The 20,381-nt window shown below is 72.0% G+C and carries 24 protein-coding genes; 19 read left to right on the top strand and 5 right to left on the bottom strand.

Annotated elements, in window-relative coordinates; all coding sequences use genetic code 11:
* Position 1 precedes the first annotated feature (1 nt).
* The 5 genes from dnaK (at position 2) to ACGFIG_RS20170 (ending at position 4,762) form a co-directional block, all read left to right on the top strand.
* A complete protein-coding gene (gene dnaK / locus ACGFIG_RS20190; RefSeq protein ID WP_393004960.1) occupies positions 2-1,870 on the top strand; it encodes a molecular chaperone DnaK in 1,869 nt (622 codons plus the stop codon).
* Positions 1,871-1,914: 44 nt separating this feature from the next.
* Positions 1,915-2,643: a nucleotide exchange factor GrpE gene (grpE, locus tag ACGFIG_RS20185; RefSeq protein ID WP_393004958.1), complete on the top strand. Its 729-nt coding sequence runs from the start codon at positions 1,915-1,917 to the stop codon at positions 2,641-2,643.
* An 84-nt stretch (positions 2,644-2,727) separates the two neighbouring features.
* Positions 2,728-3,921 (top strand): molecular chaperone DnaJ, encoded by a 1,194-nt coding sequence (dnaJ, locus tag ACGFIG_RS20180; RefSeq protein ID WP_393004956.1) that lies wholly within the window; start codon positions 2,728-2,730, stop codon positions 3,919-3,921.
* A gap of 46 nt (positions 3,922-3,967) precedes the next feature.
* Positions 3,968-4,405, top strand: coding sequence for a heat shock protein transcriptional repressor HspR (locus ACGFIG_RS20175; RefSeq protein WP_393004954.1), 438 nt, complete (start codon positions 3,968-3,970; stop codon positions 4,403-4,405).
* A gap of 159 nt (positions 4,406-4,564) precedes the next feature.
* Positions 4,565-4,762 (top strand): hypothetical protein, encoded by a 198-nt coding sequence (locus ACGFIG_RS20170; protein ID WP_393004952.1) that lies wholly within the window; start codon positions 4,565-4,567, stop codon positions 4,760-4,762.
* A 113-nt stretch (positions 4,763-4,875) separates the two neighbouring features.
* Here the strand turns inward: ACGFIG_RS20170 and ACGFIG_RS20165 are convergent, their stop codons facing one another.
* The 4 genes from ACGFIG_RS20165 to ACGFIG_RS20150 all read right to left on the bottom strand — a co-directional run bounded on the left by ACGFIG_RS20165 (position 4,876) and on the right by ACGFIG_RS20150 (position 7,483).
* Positions 4,876-5,307, bottom strand: coding sequence for a hypothetical protein (locus tag ACGFIG_RS20165; protein WP_393004950.1), 432 nt, complete (start codon positions 5,305-5,307; stop codon positions 4,876-4,878).
* Positions 5,308-5,481: 174 nt separating this feature from the next.
* Positions 5,482-6,687: a cation:proton antiporter gene (locus ACGFIG_RS20160; protein WP_393004948.1), complete on the bottom strand. Its 1,206-nt coding sequence runs from the start codon at positions 6,685-6,687 to the stop codon at positions 5,482-5,484.
* 7 nt (positions 6,688-6,694) lie between these two features.
* Positions 6,695-7,195 carry a cation:proton antiporter regulatory subunit gene (locus tag ACGFIG_RS20155; protein ID WP_121397280.1) on the bottom strand — a complete coding sequence of 167 codons (501 nt, stop codon included), beginning with the start codon at positions 7,193-7,195 and terminating at the stop codon, positions 6,695-6,697.
* A gap of 69 nt (positions 7,196-7,264) precedes the next feature.
* The gene (locus ACGFIG_RS20150) at positions 7,265-7,483 is read right to left on the bottom strand and encodes a winged helix-turn-helix domain-containing protein (RefSeq protein WP_393004946.1); all 219 of its coding nucleotides are present in this window, start codon (positions 7,481-7,483) and stop codon (positions 7,265-7,267) included.
* A 325-nt stretch (positions 7,484-7,808) separates the two neighbouring features.
* On the opposite strand from ACGFIG_RS20150, the gene ACGFIG_RS20145 reads away from it, so the two are divergent.
* The 14 genes from ACGFIG_RS20145 to ACGFIG_RS20080 all read left to right on the top strand — a co-directional run bounded on the left by ACGFIG_RS20145 (position 7,809) and on the right by ACGFIG_RS20080 (position 19,578).
* Positions 7,809-8,072 carry a hypothetical protein gene (locus ACGFIG_RS20145; protein ID WP_393005579.1) on the top strand — a complete coding sequence of 88 codons (264 nt, stop codon included), beginning with the start codon at positions 7,809-7,811 and terminating at the stop codon, positions 8,070-8,072.
* 105 nt (positions 8,073-8,177) lie between these two features.
* Positions 8,178-10,769, top strand: coding sequence for an ATP-dependent chaperone ClpB (gene clpB, locus ACGFIG_RS20140; RefSeq protein ID WP_393004944.1), 2,592 nt, complete (start codon positions 8,178-8,180; stop codon positions 10,767-10,769).
* A 153-nt stretch (positions 10,770-10,922) separates the two neighbouring features.
* Positions 10,923-11,303 carry a hypothetical protein gene (locus tag ACGFIG_RS20135; protein ID WP_393004942.1) on the top strand — a complete coding sequence of 127 codons (381 nt, stop codon included), beginning with the start codon at positions 10,923-10,925 and terminating at the stop codon, positions 11,301-11,303.
* Positions 11,304-11,446: 143 nt separating this feature from the next.
* Positions 11,447-12,073: a DUF4178 domain-containing protein gene (locus tag ACGFIG_RS20130; protein ID WP_393004940.1), complete on the top strand. Its 627-nt coding sequence runs from the start codon at positions 11,447-11,449 to the stop codon at positions 12,071-12,073.
* Positions 12,073-12,579: a DUF2617 family protein gene (locus ACGFIG_RS20125; protein ID WP_393004938.1), complete on the top strand. Its 507-nt coding sequence runs from the start codon at positions 12,073-12,075 to the stop codon at positions 12,577-12,579. The genes ACGFIG_RS20130 and ACGFIG_RS20125 overlap by 1 nt, the downstream gene beginning before the upstream one ends.
* On the top strand, positions 12,576-13,001 hold the full coding sequence (locus ACGFIG_RS20120) for a DUF4247 domain-containing protein (protein ID WP_393004936.1): 426 nt from the start codon (positions 12,576-12,578) through the stop codon (positions 12,999-13,001). The genes ACGFIG_RS20125 and ACGFIG_RS20120 overlap by 4 nt, the downstream gene beginning before the upstream one ends.
* Positions 13,002-13,032: 31 nt before the next feature.
* A complete protein-coding gene (locus ACGFIG_RS20115; RefSeq protein WP_393004934.1) occupies positions 13,033-13,455 on the top strand; it encodes a DUF350 domain-containing protein in 423 nt (140 codons plus the stop codon).
* The gene (locus ACGFIG_RS20110; protein ID WP_393004932.1) at positions 13,455-14,258 is read left to right on the top strand and encodes a hypothetical protein; all 804 of its coding nucleotides are present in this window, start codon (positions 13,455-13,457) and stop codon (positions 14,256-14,258) included. The genes ACGFIG_RS20115 and ACGFIG_RS20110 overlap by 1 nt, the downstream gene beginning before the upstream one ends.
* Positions 14,255-15,826, top strand: coding sequence for a polyamine aminopropyltransferase (locus ACGFIG_RS20105; RefSeq protein ID WP_393004930.1), 1,572 nt, complete (start codon positions 14,255-14,257; stop codon positions 15,824-15,826). Before ACGFIG_RS20110 ends, ACGFIG_RS20105 begins: the two co-directional genes overlap by 4 nt.
* 112 nt (positions 15,827-15,938) lie before the next feature.
* Entirely contained in the window at positions 15,939-16,847 is a 909-nt protein-coding gene (locus ACGFIG_RS20100; protein WP_393004928.1) for a hypothetical protein, read from the top strand.
* A 72-nt stretch (positions 16,848-16,919) separates the two neighbouring features.
* The gene (locus ACGFIG_RS20095) at positions 16,920-17,615 is read left to right on the top strand and encodes a hypothetical protein (RefSeq protein WP_393004926.1); all 696 of its coding nucleotides are present in this window, start codon (positions 16,920-16,922) and stop codon (positions 17,613-17,615) included.
* Between the two features lie 9 nt (positions 17,616-17,624).
* The gene (locus tag ACGFIG_RS20090; protein WP_393004924.1) at positions 17,625-18,434 is read left to right on the top strand and encodes an SDR family NAD(P)-dependent oxidoreductase; all 810 of its coding nucleotides are present in this window, start codon (positions 17,625-17,627) and stop codon (positions 18,432-18,434) included.
* Positions 18,435-18,603: 169 nt separating this feature from the next.
* Entirely contained in the window at positions 18,604-19,143 is a 540-nt protein-coding gene (gene pyrE, locus ACGFIG_RS20085; RefSeq protein WP_393004923.1) for an orotate phosphoribosyltransferase, read from the top strand.
* Between the two features lie 57 nt (positions 19,144-19,200).
* The gene (locus ACGFIG_RS20080) at positions 19,201-19,578 is read left to right on the top strand and encodes a helix-turn-helix transcriptional regulator (protein WP_007073957.1); all 378 of its coding nucleotides are present in this window, start codon (positions 19,201-19,203) and stop codon (positions 19,576-19,578) included.
* A gap of 58 nt (positions 19,579-19,636) precedes the next feature.
* On the opposite strand, the gene ACGFIG_RS20075 is transcribed toward ACGFIG_RS20080, so the two are convergent.
* Positions 19,637-20,350: a DedA family protein gene (locus tag ACGFIG_RS20075; protein ID WP_393004921.1), complete on the bottom strand. Its 714-nt coding sequence runs from the start codon at positions 20,348-20,350 to the stop codon at positions 19,637-19,639.
* Positions 20,351-20,381 lie beyond the last annotated feature (31 nt).

Genomic DNA, 20,381 nt, shown 5'->3' with positions numbered 1-20,381 from the left:
GATGGCACGTGCGGTCGGTATCGACCTCGGCACGACGAACTCCTGCGTCAGCGTTCTGGAGGGCGGTGAGCCCACCGTCATCGCCAACGCTGAGGGCTCGCGGACGACCCCGTCGATCGTCGCGTTCGCCCGCAACGGCGAGGTGCTCGTCGGTGAGGTCGCCAAGCGCCAGGCGGTGACCAACCCGGACCGGACGATCCGCTCGGTCAAGCGGGAGATCGGCACCAACTGGTCCGTCGACATCGACGGCAAGAAGTACACCCCGCAGGAGATCTCGGCCCGCACGCTGATGAAGCTCAAGCGGGACGCCGAGGCGTACCTGGGCGAGCAGATCACCGACGCGGTGATCACCGTCCCGGCCTACTTCAACGACGGCCAGCGCCAGGCCACCAAGGAAGCGGGCGAGATCGCCGGCTTCAACGTGCTGCGGATCGTGAACGAGCCGACCGCGGCGGCCCTGGCGTACGGGCTGGACAAGGGCTCCAAGGAGCAGACCGTCCTGGTCTTCGACCTCGGTGGCGGCACCTTCGACGTGTCGCTGCTGGAGTTGGCCGAGGGCGTTGTCGAGGTCAAGTCGACCAGCGGTGACAACAACCTCGGTGGCGACGACTGGGACCAGCGGATCATCGACCACCTGGTGAAGACCTTCCGCGGCGAGCACGGCATCGACCTGGGCCAGGACAAGATGGCCCTCCAGCGGCTCCGCGAGGCGGCCGAGAAGGCCAAGATCGAGCTGTCCGCCGCCACCACCACCAACATCAACCTGCCGTACATCACGGCCGGCGCGGCGGGCCCGCTGCACCTGGACGTGACCCTCAGCCGGGCCGAGTTCCAGCGGATGACGCAGGACCTGCTGGACCGCTGCAAGGGCCCGTTCGAGCAGGCCGTGAAGGACGCCGGCATCAAGGTCTCCGACGTCGAGCACGTCATCATGGTCGGCGGCTCGACCCGGATGCCGGCCGTGACCGACCTGGTCAAGCAGCTCACCGGCAAGGAGCCCAACAAGGGCGTCAACCCGGACGAGGTCGTGGCCGTCGGCGCCGCCCTCCAGGCCGGTGTGCTCAAGGGTGAGGTCAAGGACGTCCTGCTGCTCGACGTGACCCCGCTGAGCCTGGGCATCGAGACCAAGGGCGGCATCTTCACCAAGCTGATCGAGCGCAACACCACCATCCCGACCAAGCGCTCCGAGGTCTTCACCACGGCGGACGACAACCAGCCGTCGGTGCTGATCCAGGTCTTCCAGGGCGAGCGGGAGATCGCGGCCTACAACAAGAAGCTCGGCACCTTCGAGCTGACCGGCCTCCCGCCGGCGCCGCGCGGCGTGCCGCAGATCGAGGTCACCTTCGACATCGACGCCAACGGCATCGTCAACGTCCACGCCAAGGACCTCGGCACCGGCAAGGAACAGAAGATGACGATCACCGGCGGCTCCTCGCTGCCGAAGGACGACATCGAGCGGATGCGCCGCGACGCCGAGGAGCACGCCGAGGACGACAAGCGTCGCCGCGAGGAGGCCGAGACCCGCAACCTGGCCGAGGCGCTCCAGTGGCAGACCGAGAAGTTCCTGGCCGAGAGCGGCGACAAGCTGCCGTCGGAGTCCCGTGACCAGATCAACGAGGCGCTCGGCGAGCTGCGCGGCGCGCTCGGCGGCCAGGACATCGAGAAGATCAAGTCGGCGCACGAGAAGCTGGCGCAGGTCTCCCAGCAGGCCGGCTCGCTGCTCTACAACCAGCAGGGCGAGCAGCCGGGCGAGGCCGGCCCGGGTGCCGCAGGTGCTGCCGGCGCGGGTGCGACCGGCGGTCCGCAGGCCGGCGGCGCGGACGACGTGGTCGACGCGGAGATCGTGGACGAGGACAAGGACAAGAAGTGACAGTCCCCGGACACGGAACCACGGCAGAGGGATGAGGTAGCCCCATGACGGAGAAGCCACGAGCTGCCGACCCGGGTGCGACCGGGTCGGCGCCGGGTGGCTCCGCGCCCGCCGAGCAGGCCGGCGACGGGCCGCGGGTCGTCATCCGCAACAACCGCAAGATCAGCGAGACGTCCGAGCCGGCCGCCGCCGACGCCGGCTCGGACGCCCCGGCCGAGGGCCTGGTCGAGGAGTCCGAGGTCGTCGTCGACGAGATCGAGGTCGAGGCGACCGAGGTGACCGGCCCACCGGTGGTGGACGCCCCGGCCCAGGCGGTCGACGGCGGTCCGACCGGGCTCGGCGCCGAACTCGAGGCGCTGCGCAAGGACCTCGACGAGCGGACCCGGGACCTGCAACGGGTGACGGCGGAGTACGCCAACTACCGCAAGCGGGTGGACCGGGACAAGGGCCTGGTCACCGAGCAGGCGACCGGCGCGGTGCTCGCGGCGCTGCTGCCGATCCTCGACGACCTGGACCGGGCCCGCGAGCACGGCGACCTGGTCGGGCCGTTCGGCAGCGTGGCCGACCAGCTCGTCGCGGCGCTCGGCAAGTTCGGGCTGGCCCCGTTCGGCGAGCAGGGCGACCCGTTCGACCCGACCCGGCACGAGGCGGTCGCGCACCAGACCTCGGCCGACGTCACCGAGCCCACCTGCGTGCAGGTGATGCGCCGGGGCTACCAGGTCGGTGAGCGGCTGTTGCGGCCCGCGATGGTCGCGGTCGCCGACCCGGAGTAGTGCGGAACGACGACCGGACCGTCCCGCCCGCCCACCGAGGGCGGGCGGGACGGTCGGTCCCCAGCTAGGGAAGGGGGTGGACCGGTGAGTTCCAAGGACTGGATCGAGAAGGACTTCTACGCCGTGCTGGGCGTGGACAAGGCCGCCTCCGCCGACGACGTCAAGAAGGCGTACCGGAAGGTGGCCCGGGATTCGCACCCGGACCACAACCCCGGCGACCCGAAGGCCGAGGAGCGTTTCAAGGCGGCCTCCGAGGCGTACGCCGTGCTCGGCGACGACGCCAAGCGGCGGGAGTACGACGAGCTGCGGTCGCTGTTCGGCTCAGGGGCGTTCCGGCGCGGGGCCCGGGGCGCGGGCCAGCCCGGCGGCGTGCCGTTCGACGTCTCCGACCTGTTCGGGGGCGCCGCGGGCGGGGGCGGTGACCGTCGCTTCGGCGGGGCCGGCTTCCAGGACCTGTTCAGTTCGATCTTCACCGGCGGCGCGGGCGGTCCCGCCGGTGGTGCGGCGGCCCGTGGCCCGGCCCGGGGACGGGACGTCGAGGCCGAGGTGGCCCTCGACTTCGGCGACGCCGTACGCGGGGTGACGTTGCCGCTGACGCTGCGCGCCCCGGGCGTCTGCGACACCTGCCACGGCAACGGGGCCAAGCCCGGCACCTCGCCGCGCACCTGCCAGGTGTGCCACGGGGCCGGGGTGACCAACCGCAACCAGGGGTCGTTCAGCTTCTCCGAGCCGTGCCGCAACTGCCAGGGCGTGGGCACGGTCGTGGAGGAGAAGTGCCCCGAGTGCCAGGGCACCGGCGGGGTCACCAAGACCCGCACGCTGAACGTGCGCTTCCCGGCCGGGGTGGCGGACGGCCAGAAGATCCGGCTGGCCGGGCGGGGCGAGCCGGGCGCGCGGGGTGGCCCGGCGGGCGACCTCTTCGTACACGTCAAGGTGCGGCCGGACGAGCTGTTCGGGCGTACCGGCGACGACCTCACGCTGACGGTGCCGGTCACCTTCGCGGAGGCCGTGCTCGGCACGGACCTGCGGGTGCCCACCCTCGACGGCGCGGTGACCCTGCGGGTGCCACCGGGCACGCCGAGCGGCCGGATCCTGCGGGCCCGGGGCAAGGGGGTCCTCCGCCGGGACGGCCAGGCGGGCGACCTGCTGGTGACGCTCGACGTGATCGTGCCCGCGAAGGTGTCCGACGAGGCGCGTGCGGCGCTGGAGAACTTCGCCGCGCAGACCCCGCCGGCCGCCCGGGAACATCTCGAGGCGCGGGTACGTCGATTCAGTTGACCCGGTGTTCAGTCGGCTCGGTGGAGCGCACGCGGAGGTGAGCGGGATGTCGGACCAGTACGTCGGCTCGGGTGACCCTGCCTACGAGGCCAAGGTGCTGATGATCTCGGTGGCGGCACGGATGGCGGGAATGCACCCGCAGACCCTGCGCCAGTACGACCGGCTGGGCCTGGTCCAGCCCGGCCGTGCCGCCGGCGGCGGGCGCCGGTACAGCGTCCGCGACGTGGTGCTGCTGCGCGAGGTGCAGCGGCTCAGCCAGGACGACGGCATCAACCTGGCCGGGGTCAAGCGCATCATCGGGCTGGAGCGGTTGCTGGAGGAGGCGCAGCAGCGGGTGGCCCGGCTGGAAGCGGAGCTGGACGCCGCGTACCGCCGGATCGCCGAGCTGGAAGCGTTGGCCCGCTTCCCCGGCAGCGACCTGGTGCCCACCAACCGCACCTCGACCGCGCTGGTGGTCTGGCGTCCCCGCCGCCCCGAACGCTGACGAAGCCACCTCACCAGACCGCGCCCGGCCGCTCCCCCGGCCGGGCGCGGTCGTCTTGCGCGCGACGTTGCCGTTTTGCCAGCGGGGGCGGGACGGGATCCGCTAACCTGCGAATCAGGTCCAACCCGCTCAATCCGGACTTCAATGGCAGGGGGAGCCATGACGGAAGCCGCGAAGAAGGTTGCCCAGCAGACGGAGGAACGGCTCCAAGAGGTGGCGAAGAACGTCCGGGAGAAATTCGACCGGGTCACCGAGAGCGGCTTCACCGACATGGCCAAGGGCGGCGCGTTCGCCGACCGGACCGACGATGGCAAGGACAAGGCGAGACGCCGGGAACAGGGCGGATCGGAACACTGACGATCCGCCGACGTGCGGGCCGGGACCCACGGGGGGCCCCGGCCCGTTCGCCGTCCGGAGGCGGGCCGGGACGTTGAGGTGCCGGCGAGGGCCCAGGTCTTCGCGTTGAGGCGTCAGGCGATGCGGCGGTTTTCCCGGACCAGGCCGCCCTCGCACCAGTCGCGGTAGACGAAGAGTTCCGGGCGGGCCAGCAGCACCCGACTGTTGTACGCCCAGGTGCGCATCAGGTCGTCGCCGGTGCGCTCGGCTTTCTCGACCAGCTTGCGGAAGCGTCGCTTCGGGTGGGCGCGGAAGTTCGTCCGGATGCCGTCGGCGGCGTAGATGTAGAGGCAGTGCAGCGCGAACCGGCGCGCCGGGCAGGACGGGTCCATCGCCAGGTCGAAGAGCACCGCCACCAGCCGGTCGCCGGAGACCAGCAGGTCCCAGTCCGGCGGCATCGACGTCAGCGGTACGGAGTCAGGCTGGTAGGCCCACGCCCGCAACTCGACGGGGGTGGGGTCGACGGGGTTGGCGAAGCCGTGGAACGTCGACTCCTGCACGCTCAACGGTCAACCTTCCGCACTCGTCCGCAGGGGCGTCGCCGCCCACGGGCTCTGGCTGTTGGGGCGAAACGGTAACCCGGAGCGCTGATCGACGGTAGACCCTGAGGGGAGCAATTCGACATCCGTTGGCCAGGGGCGGGCCGACCGTACGGTCGATCCGCCCCCAGCCAACTCCGGTCAGTCCGGTACGACTGCCGGACGGGCCTGTTGGGCCGCGACCCGCTGCCGCAGCCAGCGCTTGAACCACGCGAAGTCGGGCAGCCGCGCCAGCATCGGCCCGGTCACCACGGTGATCAGCACGTACGCCGTAGCGAGCGCCGCCAGTTTCGGCTCGACGCTGCCGGCTGCCACCGCGAGGCCCGCGATGACGATGGAGAACTCGCCCCGTGGCACGAGGCCCAGGCCGGCACGCCATCGACCTGGCTCGGCGATGCCGACCCGGCGGGCCGCCAGATAGCCGGTGAGGGTCTTCGTCGCCATGGTGACGATCGCCAGCGCGAGCGCGGGCAGCAGCACCGGCGGGATGTCCCGGGGGTCGGTGACCAGGCCGAAGAAGACGAAGAAGACCGCCGCGAACAGGTCACGCAGCGGCGTGAGCAGCTCTGTGGCGTTGTGCGCCACCGGCCCGGAGAGCGCGATGCCCACCAGGAACGCCCCGACCGCCGCCGACACCTGGAGCTTCGCCGCGATGCCGGCCACCAGCAGGGTCATCCCGAGTACGCCGAGCAGCAGCGCCTCCGGGTCCTTCGCCGACATCGCGGTGGAGATCAGGTTGCCGTACCGGATGGCGACCACCAGCACCAGGAGTACGGTGCCGACCGCCACGCCGAGCGCGATCCCGCCGCCGAGCAGGCCGGTGCCGGCGAGCACGGCCGTCAGCAGGGGCAGGTACAACGCCATGGCCAGGTCCTCGATCACCAGCACCGAGAGGATGACCGGCGTCTCCCGGTTACCGAGGCGGCCGAGGTCGGCGAGCACCTTGGCAATCACGCCCGAGGAGGAGACCCAGGTGATGCCGGCCAGCACCAGGGCGGCGACCCAGTCCCAGCCGAGCAGCAGCGCGAACGCGGCCCCCGGCAGTGCGTTGAGCAGCCCGTCGATCAGCCCGGCGGGGGCCGCGGCGCGCAGGTTGCCGACCAGCTCGTTGGCCGAATATTCCAGGCCGAGCATCACCAGCAGCAGGATCACGCCGATCTCGGCCCCGACCGCGAAGAACTCCTCGCTGGCGTTGAGCGGGAGCAGCCCGCCGTGCCCGAACGCGAGCCCGGCGAGCAGGTAGAGCGGAATGGGCGAGAGGCCGATCCGGCGGCTCAGCCGGCCGAGGAGACCGAGCAGGAACAGCAGCGCGCCGACTTCGATGAGCAGTGTTGTCGTGTGGTGCATCCGCGCCTCAGCCGTCCGGGTCGCTGTCGGCGAGGATGGCTGTCACGCCGTCGAGGCCCTTGCGGGTCCCGACGACGACCACCACGTCACCGGCCGCGAAGCGGAAGGACGGGTCCGGCGAGGCGATCACCTCGCCGTGGCGCAGCACCGCGACGATCGAGGCGCTCGTACGGGAGCGTGCCTGGGTGTCGCCGAGCTTCCGGTTGACGTACTTCGACCCGGCCGGAATGGCGATCTGCTCGGTGAGCAGCCCGGCGGCCTGGTCGCGCAGCCCGGAGAGCTGGCCCAGCATCAGGGACGCGCCGAGGATGTCGGCGAGCGCCTCCGCCTCGTCGTCGGTCAGCGGAATGTCGTGCTGACATGAGTCGGGATCGTCCGGGTCGTACAGGACGAGGTCACGGCGGCCATTGCGGTGGGAGACGACGCCGAGGCGGCGGCCGGATTCCGTCAGCAGATCGTGACGGACCCCGATGCCGGGCAGGGCGGTCTGTTCGACACGTACGCGCACGGCCGTCAGGCTACTCCCTGCCGTCACCTGGGAATCCGATCAGGAGTACGCCTTCCGCAGCGTTACCCGTCAGTGCTTCTCCGCCACGAACACGCCGACGCCCTCAAGCGTCTCGGTCAGCCCGGTGGCTCGCAGAATCATCATGGCCTTGCCCACGACGGTGTCCGAGACGCCGTACTCCTTGCAGAGTTGCGCCCTGCTCGGCAACTTCGCGCCGGGCGGCCACTCGCCGGATTCGATCTTGTTTCGTAGCTCGTCTGCGAGCATCTGGTACTGCTGCTTGGGCATGCACACTCCCCGGATGGCACGCCCATTCGATCACGCAGGTACCTCCAATCTCAAGCAATCGGTGGTTTGTCGTTGACCTACAACCGGTACCGATTGTAGGTTCCTCTCGAACGCTTCCGGATGGCACTGGAGCGCTCAATCGGCTGGGACGGGAACTTCCCCCGTGGCCCGTCCCGGCTCCATCGGCCCTGCTGCCGTACCGCCGAAGGAGGCTGCGGTGGTGGGGCGGAGCGGCCCGGCCGCCGGGACCTGGCCGGGCCGCTCCTTCCAGCGCGAAGGGGTGATGCGGCGTGTCCCGACCGATTCCCGACCCGGCCCGGCCGCGATGACCGGGCGCTACGTCATCCATCTGCCGGTCGCCGCCGCCGACCTGGCGCGGGCCAAGCTGCTCGCCCGCGCCGCCGGCCGGTCGCTGGCCTTCCTGGCTCGCGCGGACCTCGGCGGGATCACCGTGTCGACTGAGGACGACCAGGGCGTACGACACTGGGTCTTCTGCGACCGCAGGCTCGACGGCGGCCGTCGGTGCGCCCTGCGGGCCGACCACGACGCACCCTGCGCCGCGCGCCCGGCGGGGCGGGCGCGCGGCTGACATCGTGGCCGTGAGTGATCCAGCTCACAGGGCTAGGGTTGAGCGGAATAGGCTCAACTCTGGGAACGTCACTTCCCAGTGGACACGCCGATCCCGGGGGAGCCCATGAACACGGAACGTCTCACCACCAAGAGCCGCGAGGCCATCACCGGTGCCGTCGCGCTGGCGAACCAGCGCGGCCACGCCACCGTGGAGCCCTGGCACCTGCTGCTGTCACTGCTGGACACCGACGGCTCGACCGCCGCCGGCCTGCTGCGCGCCGTCGGGGCCGACCCCGCCGAGCTGCGCCGGGTGGCCCAGCGCTCGGTCGACAACCTGCCCGCCGCACGGGGCTCCAGCATCGCCGAGCCGACCCTGGCCCGGGAGTTCGTCAACGCCATCGGGGCCGCCGAGCAGATCGCCCGGCCGCTCGGCGACGAGTACACCTCCACCGAGCACCTCCTCGCCGGCCTGGCCCGTGTCGGCGGCGCGGTCTCCGTCGCACTCAAGAACGCCGGCGCCACCGAGGAGAACCTGGTCGCCGCGTTCCCGACCGTGCGTGGTGGGGACCGGCGGGTCACCACCGCCGACCCCGAGCAGACCTACCAGGCCCTGGCCAAGTACGGCGTGGACCTCACCGCCAGCGCCCGCGACGGCAAGATCGACCCGGTCATCGGCCGGGACTCGGAGATCCGCCGGGTGATCCAGGTGCTGTCCCGGCGTACGAAGAACAACCCGGTGCTCATCGGCGAGCCGGGCGTCGGCAAGACCGCCATCGTCGAGGGCCTGGCCCAGCGGATCGTCGCCGGCGACGTGCCCGAGTCGTTGCGCGAAAAGAAGCTCGTCTCGCTCGACCTCGGCGCGATGGTGGCCGGCGCGTCCTACCGGGGGCAGTTCGAGGAGCGGCTGAAGTCCGTCCTGGAGGAGATCAAGAACTCCGACGGGCAGGTCATCACCTTCCTCGACGAGCTGCACACCGTCGTCGGCGCCGGCAAGGGCGAGGGCTCGATGGACGCCGGCAACATGCTCAAGCCGATGCTGGCCCGCGGCGAGCTGCGGATGGTCGGCGCGACCACGCTCGACGAGTACCGCGAGCACATCGAGAAGGACCCGGCCCTGGAGCGGCGCTTCCAGCCGGTGCTGGTCGGCGAGCCGACCATCGAGGACACCATCGGCATCCTGCGCGGCCTGAAGGAGCGCTACGAGGTGCACCACGGCGTACGCATCACCGACGCCGCGCTGGTCGCCGCCGCCGCCCTGTCGGACCGCTACATCACCGACCGGTTCCTGCCGGACAAGGCCATCGACCTGGTCGACGAGTCCGCGTCCCGGCTCCGGATGGAGATCGACTCCCGGCCCGTCGAGGTCGACGAGATCGAGCGGGCGGTGCGCCGGCTGGAGATCGAGGAGATGGCGCTGGCCAAGGAGCCGGACGCCGCGTCCGCCGAGCGGCTGGAGCGGCTGCGCAAGGAGCTGGCCGACAAGCGCGAGCAGCTCACCGCGCTGTCGGAGCGCTGGCAGTTGGAGAAGAGCCACATCACCAAGCTCTCCACGGCCAAGGAGGAGCTGGAGCGGCTCGGCGGCGAGGCCGAGCGGGCCGAACGCGACGGCGAGCTTGAGCGGGCGGCCGAGCTGCGGTACGGCCGCATCCCCGCCCTCAAGACCGAGCTGAAGCAGGCCGAGGAGGAGCTGGCCCGGCTCCAGGCCGAGGGCGCGATGCTCAAGGAGGAGGTCGGCGCCGACGACATCGCCGCCGTGGTTGCCTCCTGGACCGGCATCCCGGCCGGCCGGCTGCTGGAGGGCGAGACCGCCAAGCTGCTGCGGATGGAGGAGTCGCTCCGCGCCCGCGTGGTGGGCCAGGCCGAGGCGGTCGGCTCCGTCTCCGACGCGGTACGCCGTGCCCGGGCCGGTGTCGCCGACCCGGACCGCCCGACCGGCAGCTTCCTCTTCCTCGGGCCGACCGGCGTGGGCAAGACCGAGCTGGCCAAGGCGCTCGCCGAGTTCCTCTTCGACGACGAGCGGGCCATGGTCCGCATCGACATGAGCGAGTACGGCGAGAAGCACTCCGTCGCCCGGCTCGTCGGCGCCCCGCCCGGCTACGTCGGCTACGAGGAGGGCGGCCAGCTCACCGAGGCGGTACGCCGCCGGCCGTACTCGGTGATCCTGCTCGACGAGGTCGAGAAGGCGCACCCGGACGTCTTCGACATCCTGCTCCAGGTGCTCGACGACGGGCGGCTCACCGACGGCCAGGGCCGTACGGTGGACTTCCGCAACGCGATCCTGATCCTCACCTCCAACCTGGGCTCGTCGGTGATCGGCGACCTGACGCTGGCCGAGGAGCAGCGCCGGGAGGGCGTCCTCGCGGTGGTCCGCTCGCACTTCAAGCCGGAGTTCCTCAACCGCCTCGACGACATCGTGGTCTTCGCCGCGCTGCACGGGGACGACCTGCGGGCCATCGTCGACATCCAGCTCGACCGGATGCGCAAGCGCCTCGCCGACCGCCGCCTCGGCCTGGAGATCACCGAGCCGGCCCGGGTGTGGCTCGCCGAGCACGGCTACGACCCGATCTACGGCGCTCGCCCGCTGCGTCGCCTCGTCCAGACGGCGATCGGCGACCAGCTCGCCAAGGCCCTCCTCGCCGGCCAGATCCGCGACGGCGACACGGTCAAGGTCGACCTGGCAGAAACCAAGGAATCCCTGACGGTGACCCCGGCCTGACCCCCACCCACCTATCCAGCCGTCCCGGTCGGGCCGCAGGCCGGGACGGTTCCCTGTCGATCAAGAGGTTCGCGTCTGGGCGGCGCACAGTTGAGGGCGTAAACCTTTTGATCGACAGGGTGGGCGGCGCGCGGCGAGGGAAGGAGACAGGGCATGTTCGGGATCGGGAAGAGACGCGACCGGGAAGTGGCGGCGGCGCTGGACGAGTTGCGGCAGGCGGACACGGTGGCCTTCGGTGGGGTGGGCATCGCCGGGACGACGCTGCCGGTGACCGAGGCGTACCGGCGGGTGGAGGCGGCACTCGCCGAGGACCCCGAGGGCGTACGCGGCCAACTCGACCGGCTGCTCGCGGAGGCGACACCGGCGGGCCGCGTCTACGCCGCCACGCTGCTGGAGCACGTCGACCGGGCGGCCGGGCGGGCCGCCTGGACGGCGCTGGGCGACGACCGGGGTGAGGTCGGCACCTTCGCCGGCTGCGTCATGGGCCGCACCACCGTGCGCGAGTACGCCGCCGAGCGCCTCTCCCGCGGCTGACCGGCACCGGTCGGGAGCGGGCCCACGGGCACGCCGAGAACGGGTACGCCGGGTGACTGTCCCTTCACTCAGTCGACAGCAGGTTTCCCCAGGTGCGCGGGGTTGTTACCGTCTCCGCCGACGTACCTGGGGAGGTGGTCGGGTTGAGCGGGACGCTCGCGTACCTGCTGGCGGCGGTGGGCTGCCTGGTCGGGGTGGCAGGTCTGGTCGTGGCGGCGGTGGCCTGGAACCGGTCGCAGTCACGCCCGTCACAGCGGGCCGAGGGACCGGGTGACCCGTTGCGGGACCGGGACGCCGACGCGTTGCGCGGTGACCCGCGACGCCTGAAGCCCGGCGACATCGTCGAGATCCGTGGCGTCTCGTACGCGGTGCGCGGCTCGATCCGCCTCGTCGAGGGTGGCTGGAGCTGGGTCGAGCACCTGCTCGACGACGCCGCCGGCGTACGGCGCTGGCTCTCCGTCGAGGAGGACCCGGAGCTGGAGCTGGTGCTCTGGGGGGCCGAGCAGGGCGCCACCCTCACCCCGGGCGCCCCGACCCTCGACTTCGCCGGCCGCCGCTACAACTGGAACGAGTCCGGCCAGGCCCGCTTCACCGCCGTCGGCAACACCGGCCTCGACCCGACCGGCACCATGCGGTACCACGACTACCAGGCGCCCGGCGGCGCCCGGCTCTCCTTCGAGGCGTACGGCGAGGCGGGCTGGGAGGTGGCGCTCGGCGAGCTGCTGCACCGCGGGGACGTGATGATCTACCCGCAGTCCGGGGTGAGCTGATGCTCGTCACCCTCGACGCCCCGTACGTCGACACCAGCGCCGCCGACCTCAGCCTGGCGCTGGACGACGTCGAGCGACCCGCGCTGCACGTGCTCGACCTCGACCTGCCCGGCGGCGTCCGGCTGCGGCTGCGCCTGCTCGGCGCCTCGCACCAGGTGGTCCTGCACGCGCCCGGCGCCGCGCTGACCGAGACGGTCGCCTGCCTGCCCGGCCGCCCGCCCGAGCTGCCGCCGGCGGTACGCGACGAGGCGAACGGCTACGACTTCACCGCGACGGTGCTGCGGCCCGCCGGCGCGGGGCTGAGCGAGCAGGTCGCCGCCCTCCGCGCCGACCTGGCCGACGACCCGTACGCGCTGGTGGGGGTGTTCCCCGGCGACGTCGACGCGGTGACCGCGCTGGCGGTCACCCCCGATCCGCCGGCCGGCACCCTCGCCTGGCGCACCTGGCACGCGTATCCCCAGACCAACGAGCTGGTCCTGACCGAGACGGTGGTGGCACTGCGATGACGTACCGACGCTGGTTCGTGGTGGGGGTCGCGTTCGCCGTCATCGGCGCGCTGGTCGCCGCCTTCGCGATCTTCTACGGCAGCTTCTCCGCGCGCGGCTTCGTGGAGGACCGGTACACGCGGGCGGCGAGCCGGGACATCGGCGGCAACGCCGTGGCCTACACCTCGCCCCGTTCGCCGAGCCAGGTGGCGAAGGAGGTCACCGACGCGTGGCAGCCGGCCGACCAGTACGTCGACGGCAGCGGCGTCTACCTGCGCTACGACGACGACTCGGTGGTGATCCTGCCGATCGCCGCAGGCTCGGTGATCCTGCTGGAGCACATGCGCACCGCCTATCCCCGCTACCACTCCACGGTCGGCTCCCACTGGGGCTGGGGCCGTGGCAACACCGTCCGGGGCGGCGGCCCCGGCAGCGGCAAGTGACGCACCGACCCCCCTCACCCTGGAGCCTCCTGTGCAGACCCTCGTCACCGATCTGCTGGTCACCCTCGCCTACGGGGCGGTCGGCGTCCTGCTGATGGGCATCGGCTACGTCCTGGTGGACCTCGCCACCCCTGGCAAGCTCAACCAGCTGATCTGGACCGAGCGCAACCGCAACGCCGCGCTGCTGCTCGCCTCCAACCTGGCCGGCGTGGGCATCATCGTGGTCGCCGCGATCGCCGCCAGCGACGACGACTTCGTGCTCGGCATCATCGGCGCGTCCGCGTACGGGATCCTGGGCCTGGTGATCATGTCGGCGGCGTTCGTGCTGCTGGACGTGGCCACGCCGGGCAAGCTCGGCGAGATCCTGGTCGACCAGCAGCCGCACCCGGCGGTCTGGGTCTCCGCCACCGTGCACCTCGCCACCGGCGCGATCATCGCCGCCGCCATCAGTTGATGACGACGGCGAAGCAGCCCGGCGGGCCGGCGGGCGGAGGCCCGACCAAGAGCGGTAGCTGGGCCGTCTGGGTGGTCGTCGGCGTGGTCGTCCTGTGCTGCGTGGGCGTCGGCGTGTTCAACAGCCGCGACGGAGGCGACGACGTGCTGCCGCCGACCTCGCAGGAACGCGGCGACACCGTGCCGATTCTGCAACGCTCCAGCGCCAGCCAGGGCATCTGCTACGGCTGGGTGCTCCAGGACTACTACGAATACGCCGACCTCAGCGTCGGGTCGAACCTCGGCGACGGGGTGGCGGTCGAGGAGAACGCGGCCTGTCCGCGCTGGGTGCAGGTGGTCGCGCGGGTCGCGTACACCCCGGAGAGCAGCGAGAGCAACGACTTCGCCCGCGTCCGGGTGGAGACGTCCGACGACGTCCCCGCCAGCACCCGCCTGAAGATGGAGAACGGGCTGGAACGGCTCGGGCTGACCGAGGACGCCTTCGTCGACGAGCCCGGCTGGGCCGTCACCCGGGCGGCCGTCTCCCTGCCGCTGCTCGCCGCCGAGGCGGGGCTGGTCGATCCGGCACCGACCCCGACGGCGGCGACCGCCGAGCCGGCGCCGCTGCCCGAGGCCGGTAGCGACCTCTGGCGCGACCGCTGGGGCTACCTGCTCGCCGCGGTCGGCCTGCTGCTGTTCGCCGCGCTGCTGTTCGCCGCCGGGTTCTGGCAGCGCAGCCGCCAGCGCCGCAAGGGCGCCGGGGGGCAGGGGAAGGCATCGGCGACGGCCGTCCCGGCTCGCGGGCGTACGCCGGAGGGCCGGTGACCGTCGACGCGCCGGCACCGCCCGCGCGGTGGCGGCTGGCCCGCGCGGCGGTGCTCGTCGCCGTCTTCGTCTGCGCCGCCTGCGGCCTGGTCTACGAGCTGGCCCTGGTCGCCCTCGGCAGCTACCTGATCGGGGACACGGTCGGGCAGGCCTCGATCGTCCTCGGCGTGATGGTGTTCGCGATGGGCGTGGGGGCACTCGCCGCCAAGCCGTTGCAGCCCCGGTCCGCCCCCGCGTTCGCCGCGATCGAGCTGGCCCTGGCCCTGCTCGGCGGCCTCTCCGTGCTCGGCCTCTACGCGGCATTCGCCTGGCTGGACCTCTACGGCCCGGCGCTGGTCGCCACCGCCTTCGTGCTCGGCCTGCTGATCGGCGCGGAGATCCCGCTGCTGATGGTGCTGCTGCAACGGATCCGGGAGCAGGCCGCCGGCAGCGCGGTGGCGGACCTGTTCGCCGCCGACTACGTCGGCGCGCTGCTCGGCGGGCTGGCCTTCCCGTTCCTGCTGCTGCCGGTCTTCGGCCTGCTCAAGGGCGCGCTGGTGGTCGGCGCCGTCAACGCCGTCGCCGGGCTCGCCCTGGTCTGCACGGTCTTCCGACAGGAGCTGAGCCGCCGGGCGCGCGTCGCGCTCGGCGCCGGCAGCGTCGTGGTCCTCCTCAGCCTCGGGTACGCGTGGGTGACCGCGCACGACTTCGAGCTGACCGCCCGCCAGCAGCTCTACCGGGACCCGGTGGTGCACGCCGAGCGCAGCCGGTACCAGGAGATCGTGCTCACCCGCTCGGTCGCCGAGACCGGGCACACCGGCACCGACCTGCGGCTCTTCCTCAACGGCGACCTCCAGTTCAGCTCCGTCGACGAGTACCGCTACCACGAGGCGCTGGTGCATCCGGTGCTGAACGGCCCGCGCGGCGAGGTGCTGGTGCTGGGCGCGGGGGACGGTCTCGCCGTACGCGAGCTGCTGCGCTACCCCGACGTCCGGCGGATCACCGTCGTGGACCTGGACCCGGCGGTGGTGGCGTTGGCCCGCAGCGAGCCGCAGCTGCGCAGGCTCAACGGCGGGGCGCTCGACGACCCCCGGGTGCGGGTGGTGCACGCCGACGCGTTCGCCTGGCTGCGTACCGCCGCCGACCGGTTCGACGCGGTGGTGGCCGACCTGCCCGACCCCGACGAGACGGCCACCGCCAAGCTCTACACGGTCGAGTTCTACGCGCTGGTGCGGGCGGTGCTCGCCGACGGCGCCCGGCTGGTCGTGCAGTCCGGCTCGCCGTACTTCGCGCCCCGGTCGTACTGGTCGATCGAGGCGTCGCTGCGCGAGGCGGGCTTCGCGACCACGCCGTACCACGTCGACGTGCCGTCCTTCGGCGACTGGGGATTCCTGCTGGCCGCCGCCGGCCCGACCGCGCCCGCCCTGGCTCTGCCCCCGGACGCGCCCGCGCTGCGCTTCCTCGACGCGGCGACGCTCTCCGCCGCCGGCAACTTCCCGGCCGACCGCCGCCGGGTGGACGTGCCGGCCTCCACCCTGCTCCAGCCGCACGTGCTGGAGTACGCCCGCGCGGAGTGGCGCGGCTACTGAGGCGCCGGCCGCGACCCGCGATCGCCGCCGTCCCGGCGGGTCAACGTCGTTCTGACGTGCCGGACTGGCCCGACCTGGATACGGTGTGACCGCGATCTAGGGAAGGAGAATCATGGTCGATTCCCACAACACGCCGGCCCGCACCCGGCCGGGTGTGGTGACCATATCCACGTACCTGCTGTGGCTGTTCGCGCTCACCCAGCTGATCGGCCTCATCATCACGCTCTCCACCATCGGCACCATCTCGAAGACGCTCGACGACGCGTACCGGGGCACCGACGCCAACGGCGCGCAGAACCTGGCGGACATCACCACGATGATCGCCGTCGGTGGGGCCGTCTTCGTGCTCCTGCTCGCGGTCGTGCTGGCCGTGCTCGGCGTGTTCAACAACAAGGGCAGCAACGGATCGCGGATCACCACCTGGGTGCTCGGCGGCATCATGGTCTGCTGCACGGGCGGTGGCCTGGTCAGCGGGCTGGGCGGCGGTGTCGGCACCGGTCAGACGACCGGCAACGGGCCGAGCCCGGAGGAGATCCAGCGTCGCCTCGACGAGGCGCTGCCCGGCTGGGTCAACCCGGTCACCACCCTCCTCGGCGTGCTCGGGCTGCTCGCGCTGCTCGCCGCGCTCATCCTGCTGGCGCTGCCGAAGGCCAACGAGTTCTTCCGCAAGCCGAAGCAGGCCTGGGAGCCGCCCGTCCCCGGTGCGGCCTACCCGCAGACCGGGCAGCCCGGCTACCCGCCCACGCCCGGTTACCCGCAGCCGGGCCAGCCGGGTCAGCCCGGTTACCCGCAGCCCGGTCAGCAGGGTTACCCGCAGACCGGCCAGCCCGGCTACCCGTCCACGCCGGGGTATCCGTCCGCGCCGGGGCAGCCGCAGGCCCCGGACCAGCCGGGCCACCCGCCGGCCCCGGGCAGCCAGCCGCCGTCCGCGCCGTCCGGCGGGGACCAGCCGGGAACGAACCCGGGCGGCGATCAGCCCGGCTCGGACCGTCCCGGTCCGACCCCGCCGCCGGTGAGTTGACCGATCGATAACAGCGACGCCGACGGTCCCTCCGAGTAGGTTGCAACCCGACACCTACCGGAGGGACTCGTCGTGTCGTACCCCGATCGGGCACCGGCCCGCCGTCCGGCCGTGGTCACGGTGGCCGTGGCGGTGCTGGCGCTGATGGCGGTCGCCGCCCTCGCGTACGCCGCCGCCGGTGTGGCGACACGCCCCGGCACCGTCGACCGGTTCCGCGCCGCCGCGGCGGGCACCTCGGCACTCCCGGACCAGATCGACCGGACGGTCACCCTGCTGGGCGCGTCGACCGTGCTGACGGCGGTGGTGAGCCTGCTCGCGGGACTGCTCCTCGCCGGTCTCGCCCTCGGCCTGTGGGCCGGCCGGGACGGCGCCCGCACCGGGACCTGGGTGGTCTCGGGGCTGGGACTGATCGCCGGGTGCTGCGGGCTCGCGCTGCTGGTCGGCCAGCGAGTCACCCCGCTGGGATCGGGCGGGAACGACCGCGCGACGGCGGAGCTCTTCGGCCTCCTCGCCGAGGCGTACCCGTCCTGGTGGATCCCGCTGGGGGCGGGGCTTTCCGTCGGCCAGGTGCTCGGTTACCTTGTGGTAGCCGTGCTGCTGGCACTGCCGGCGGCGAAGGCATGGTTCCGCCGGCACCCCGTTCCGCCCCCGCACCACCACCCGCCGTCCGCCCCGCACCATCCCCCGGCGTCGCCCGCGTCGCCGCCCGCTCCGCCCCCGTACCAGCCGCCCGGGGCGCCTCCCGCGCCCCCGTACCCGCCGAGGTGAGGACAGCCCGTGACGCTCGATGAGTCGACCGGCGAGCGGCGGGCCCTGATCACCGGGGCGACCGCGGGCATCGGTGCCGCCTTCGCCCGCCGGCTGGCCGCCGACGGCTGGCACCTGGTGCTGGTGGCGCGGGACGCGGCCCGGCTGGCCGCGACGGCCGACGAGCTGACCGGGCGGTACGGCCGGGAGGTCGAGACGATCCCGGCCGACCTGTCCACGGACGACGGTTGCGCGACGGTGGAGCGGCGGCTGGCCGAGGGGTCGCCCGTCGAGTTGCTGGTGAACAACGCCGGGATCAGCCTGAACACCCCGTTCCTGCGGTCGTCCGCCGAGGACGAGGTGCGGTTGCTGCGGCTCAACGTGCACGCCGTGCTGCGGTTGACCCTCGCGGCCCTGCGTCCGATGACCGAGCGGCGCTCCGGGGCAGTGATAAATGTCTCTTCGGTGGCGGGCTTCGGCGCGGTCATGCCGGGTTCGACATACTCCGCCAGCAAGGCGTGGGTCACCAACTTCAGCGAGTCCGTCGGCCAGTCCGCCCGGCCCTTCGGCGTACGCGTGATGGCGCTCTGCCCCGGCTACACGCGTACGGAGTTCCACGAGCGCGCCGGCATCAACATGTCGAAGACACCGGAGTGGATGTGGCTGCGGGCCGACGACGTGGTCGACGAATCCCTTCGTGACCTGCGGAAAGGCAAGCTGGTCAGCGTTCCGGCGTGGAAGTACAAGCTCGCCGTGGCGGGGCTGCGGCACGCGCCCCGGCGGCTGCTGGAGGCGGTGTCCCGGGACACCCGGGGCCGGATCGGCCGCGACAACGGCTGAGCGCCGGAGCGGAGCCGACGCGATCCGTCGGCCCTCGTCAATAGTCCGCTATGTCCGGCTGAACGGTCGCTCAGCGTAGCCGGTTCTCGCCGCCCGCCGGTCGCTCCCAGGGCTGATCCGGGTGGACCCGACACCCGGCTCCCAGACTTGAGCAGTACCCTCTATCGGCATGGGGGACCACGACGACCTGCGTAAATTCATCACTGACCTGGCAGTGGTCCACGGCCGGGTGGTGCTCTCCTCCGGCCGCGAGGCCGACTGGTATGTCGATCTCCGTCGCGTCACGCTCCATCACCAGGCCGCTCCGTTGGTGGGGCGCGTGATGCGTGACCTGACGGCCGACTGGGAGTACGACGCGGTGGGCGGGCTGACTCTCGGCGCCGATCCGGTGGCGATGTCGATGCTGCACGCCGCGTCCCGGGTCGGTCGCCCGCTGGACGCGTTCGTGGTCCGCAAGGCGGGCAAGGCGCACGGGCTCCAGCGCCGGATCGAAGGGCCGGACGTGGCCGGTCGGCGGGTGTTGGCGGTCGAGGACACCTCCACGACCGGAGGAAGTGTGTTGACGGCGATCGAGGCCCTTCGCGAGGTCGGGGCCGAGATCGTGGGTGTGGCGGTTATTGTTGATCGAGGCGCCGGCGACGCGGTGCGAGCCGCCGGATTGCCGTATCGGGCGGCCTTTACGTTGGCTGACCTCGGCCTTGTGGCGTGAAAGTCTGCCGATTCGGATCCGCCGATATGCAGGCGGATCGATGCTGCTGGTGGAAGGATGGAATACGTGGGAACTGCGTTGGCTGAAATGACTATGCCTCAGATCTCGCCGCTTGCCGGCGAGCCGATCGAACGTGCCGATGCCGAGCGGCTCGCGGGGGTCCTCAAGGCCCTCGCCGACCCTGCTCGTCTTCGGCTGCTCAGCCTGATCCAGTCGGCCCCCGAGGGCGAGGCGTGCGTGTGCGACCTGACCGCGCCTCTCGGCCTCTCGCAGCCGACGGTCAGTCACCACCTGCGTATCCTCACCGAGGCCGGCTTGCTGGAGCGGGAGAAGCGCGGTGTCTGGGCCTACTACCGGCTGGTGCCGACGGCGATCGCCACGATCGCCGATCTGCTGACCCCGCCTCGCAAGCGCGCCACCAAGAAGGCGCGCTGACCTTCACCGGTCGTCCGGTGCCCTCCCCGACCAGGGACGGCACCGGACGGTCGGTCGGTCAGTGCTTGCCGTAGTGCTCGCGGGTCTCCCGGATCGCCTCCTCGGCGGCGGCCTGCTCCTGCGGCGTGGTGCCGCGCCTGGCGGCCATCCGCGCCCGGAGCAGCTCGACGGCGATCGGCACGACCGAGACCAGCACGATGCCGATCAGGATCATCTCGATGTTCGCCTTGACGAACGGGATCTGGCCGAGGAAGTAGCCGAGCACGGTGACGCCCGTGCCCCAGAGCACTCCGCCGATCACGTTGTAGATGACGAACGTGCGGTAGTTCATCCGGCTGACCCCCGCCACGATCGGCGTGAACGTCCGCACGATCGGCACGAACCGGGCCAGCACGATGGAGCGCGCGCCGTACTTCTCGAAGAAGTCGTGCGCCTTGAGCACGTTCTCCTGCTTGAACAGTCTCGAGTTCGGGCGGCGGAACAGCGCCGGGCCGACCTTGCGGCCGAACGCGTACCCGACCTGGTCGCCGGCGATCGCCGCGATGGTGATGAGCAGGCAGACCAGCCACAGCGGGTAGGTGATGTACTTCCCGTCCGCGGTGAGCAGCCCCGCCGTGAACAGCAGCGAGTCGCCCGGCAGGAAGAACCCGATCAGCAGGCCGGACTCGGCGAAGACGATCACCAGGATGCCGATCAGCCCGAACGTCGAGATCAACACCTCTGGATCGAGCCAGCTCGGCCCCAGGGCCAGGGTGGTGGTGGGCGTCGGCACGAGGCGACCTCCGATGTATGCCGGTCGGTGA

The sequence above is a fragment of the Micromonospora sp. NPDC049048 genome, from assembly GCF_043197615.1.
GTDB lineage: Bacteria > Actinomycetota > Actinomycetes > Mycobacteriales > Micromonosporaceae > Micromonospora.
Note: the sequence above shows the minus strand (reverse complement) of the source record. Positions and strands in the feature narration are given on the sequence as shown.

Excerpts from the sequence above, each read along its gene's own strand:
- ACGFIG_RS20110 (WP_393004932.1), top strand. The coding sequence starts at position 13,455 with ATGACGACGGCGAAGCAGCCCGGCGGGCCGGCGGGCGGAGGCCCGACC.
- dnaK (WP_393004960.1), top strand. The coding sequence starts at position 2 with ATGGCACGTGCGGTCGGTATCGACCTCGGCACGACGAACTCCTGCGTC.
- ACGFIG_RS20125 (WP_393004938.1), top strand. The coding sequence starts at position 12,073 with ATGCTCGTCACCCTCGACGCCCCGTACGTCGACACCAGCGCCGCCGAC.
- ACGFIG_RS20080 (WP_007073957.1), top strand. The coding sequence starts at position 19,201 with ATGGAATACGTGGGAACTGCGTTGGCTGAAATGACTATGCCTCAGATC.
- ACGFIG_RS20120 (WP_393004936.1), top strand. The coding sequence starts at position 12,576 with ATGACGTACCGACGCTGGTTCGTGGTGGGGGTCGCGTTCGCCGTCATC.
- ACGFIG_RS20170 (WP_393004952.1), top strand. The coding sequence starts at position 4,565 with ATGACGGAAGCCGCGAAGAAGGTTGCCCAGCAGACGGAGGAACGGCTC.
- ACGFIG_RS20145 (WP_393005579.1), top strand. The coding sequence starts at position 7,809 with ATGACCGGGCGCTACGTCATCCATCTGCCGGTCGCCGCCGCCGACCTG.
- ACGFIG_RS20160 (WP_393004948.1), bottom strand. The coding sequence starts at position 6,687 with ATGCACCACACGACAACACTGCTCATCGAAGTCGGCGCGCTGCTGTTC.
- pyrE (WP_393004923.1), top strand. The coding sequence starts at position 18,604 with ATGGGGGACCACGACGACCTGCGTAAATTCATCACTGACCTGGCAGTG.
- clpB (WP_393004944.1), top strand. The coding sequence starts at position 8,178 with ATGAACACGGAACGTCTCACCACCAAGAGCCGCGAGGCCATCACCGGT.
- ACGFIG_RS20150 (WP_393004946.1), bottom strand. The coding sequence starts at position 7,483 with ATGCCCAAGCAGCAGTACCAGATGCTCGCAGACGAGCTACGAAACAAG.
- ACGFIG_RS20175 (WP_393004954.1), top strand. The coding sequence starts at position 3,968 with ATGTCGGACCAGTACGTCGGCTCGGGTGACCCTGCCTACGAGGCCAAG.
- grpE (WP_393004958.1), top strand. The coding sequence starts at position 1,915 with ATGACGGAGAAGCCACGAGCTGCCGACCCGGGTGCGACCGGGTCGGCG.
- ACGFIG_RS20100 (WP_393004928.1), top strand. The coding sequence starts at position 15,939 with ATGGTCGATTCCCACAACACGCCGGCCCGCACCCGGCCGGGTGTGGTG.
- ACGFIG_RS20135 (WP_393004942.1), top strand. The coding sequence starts at position 10,923 with ATGTTCGGGATCGGGAAGAGACGCGACCGGGAAGTGGCGGCGGCGCTG.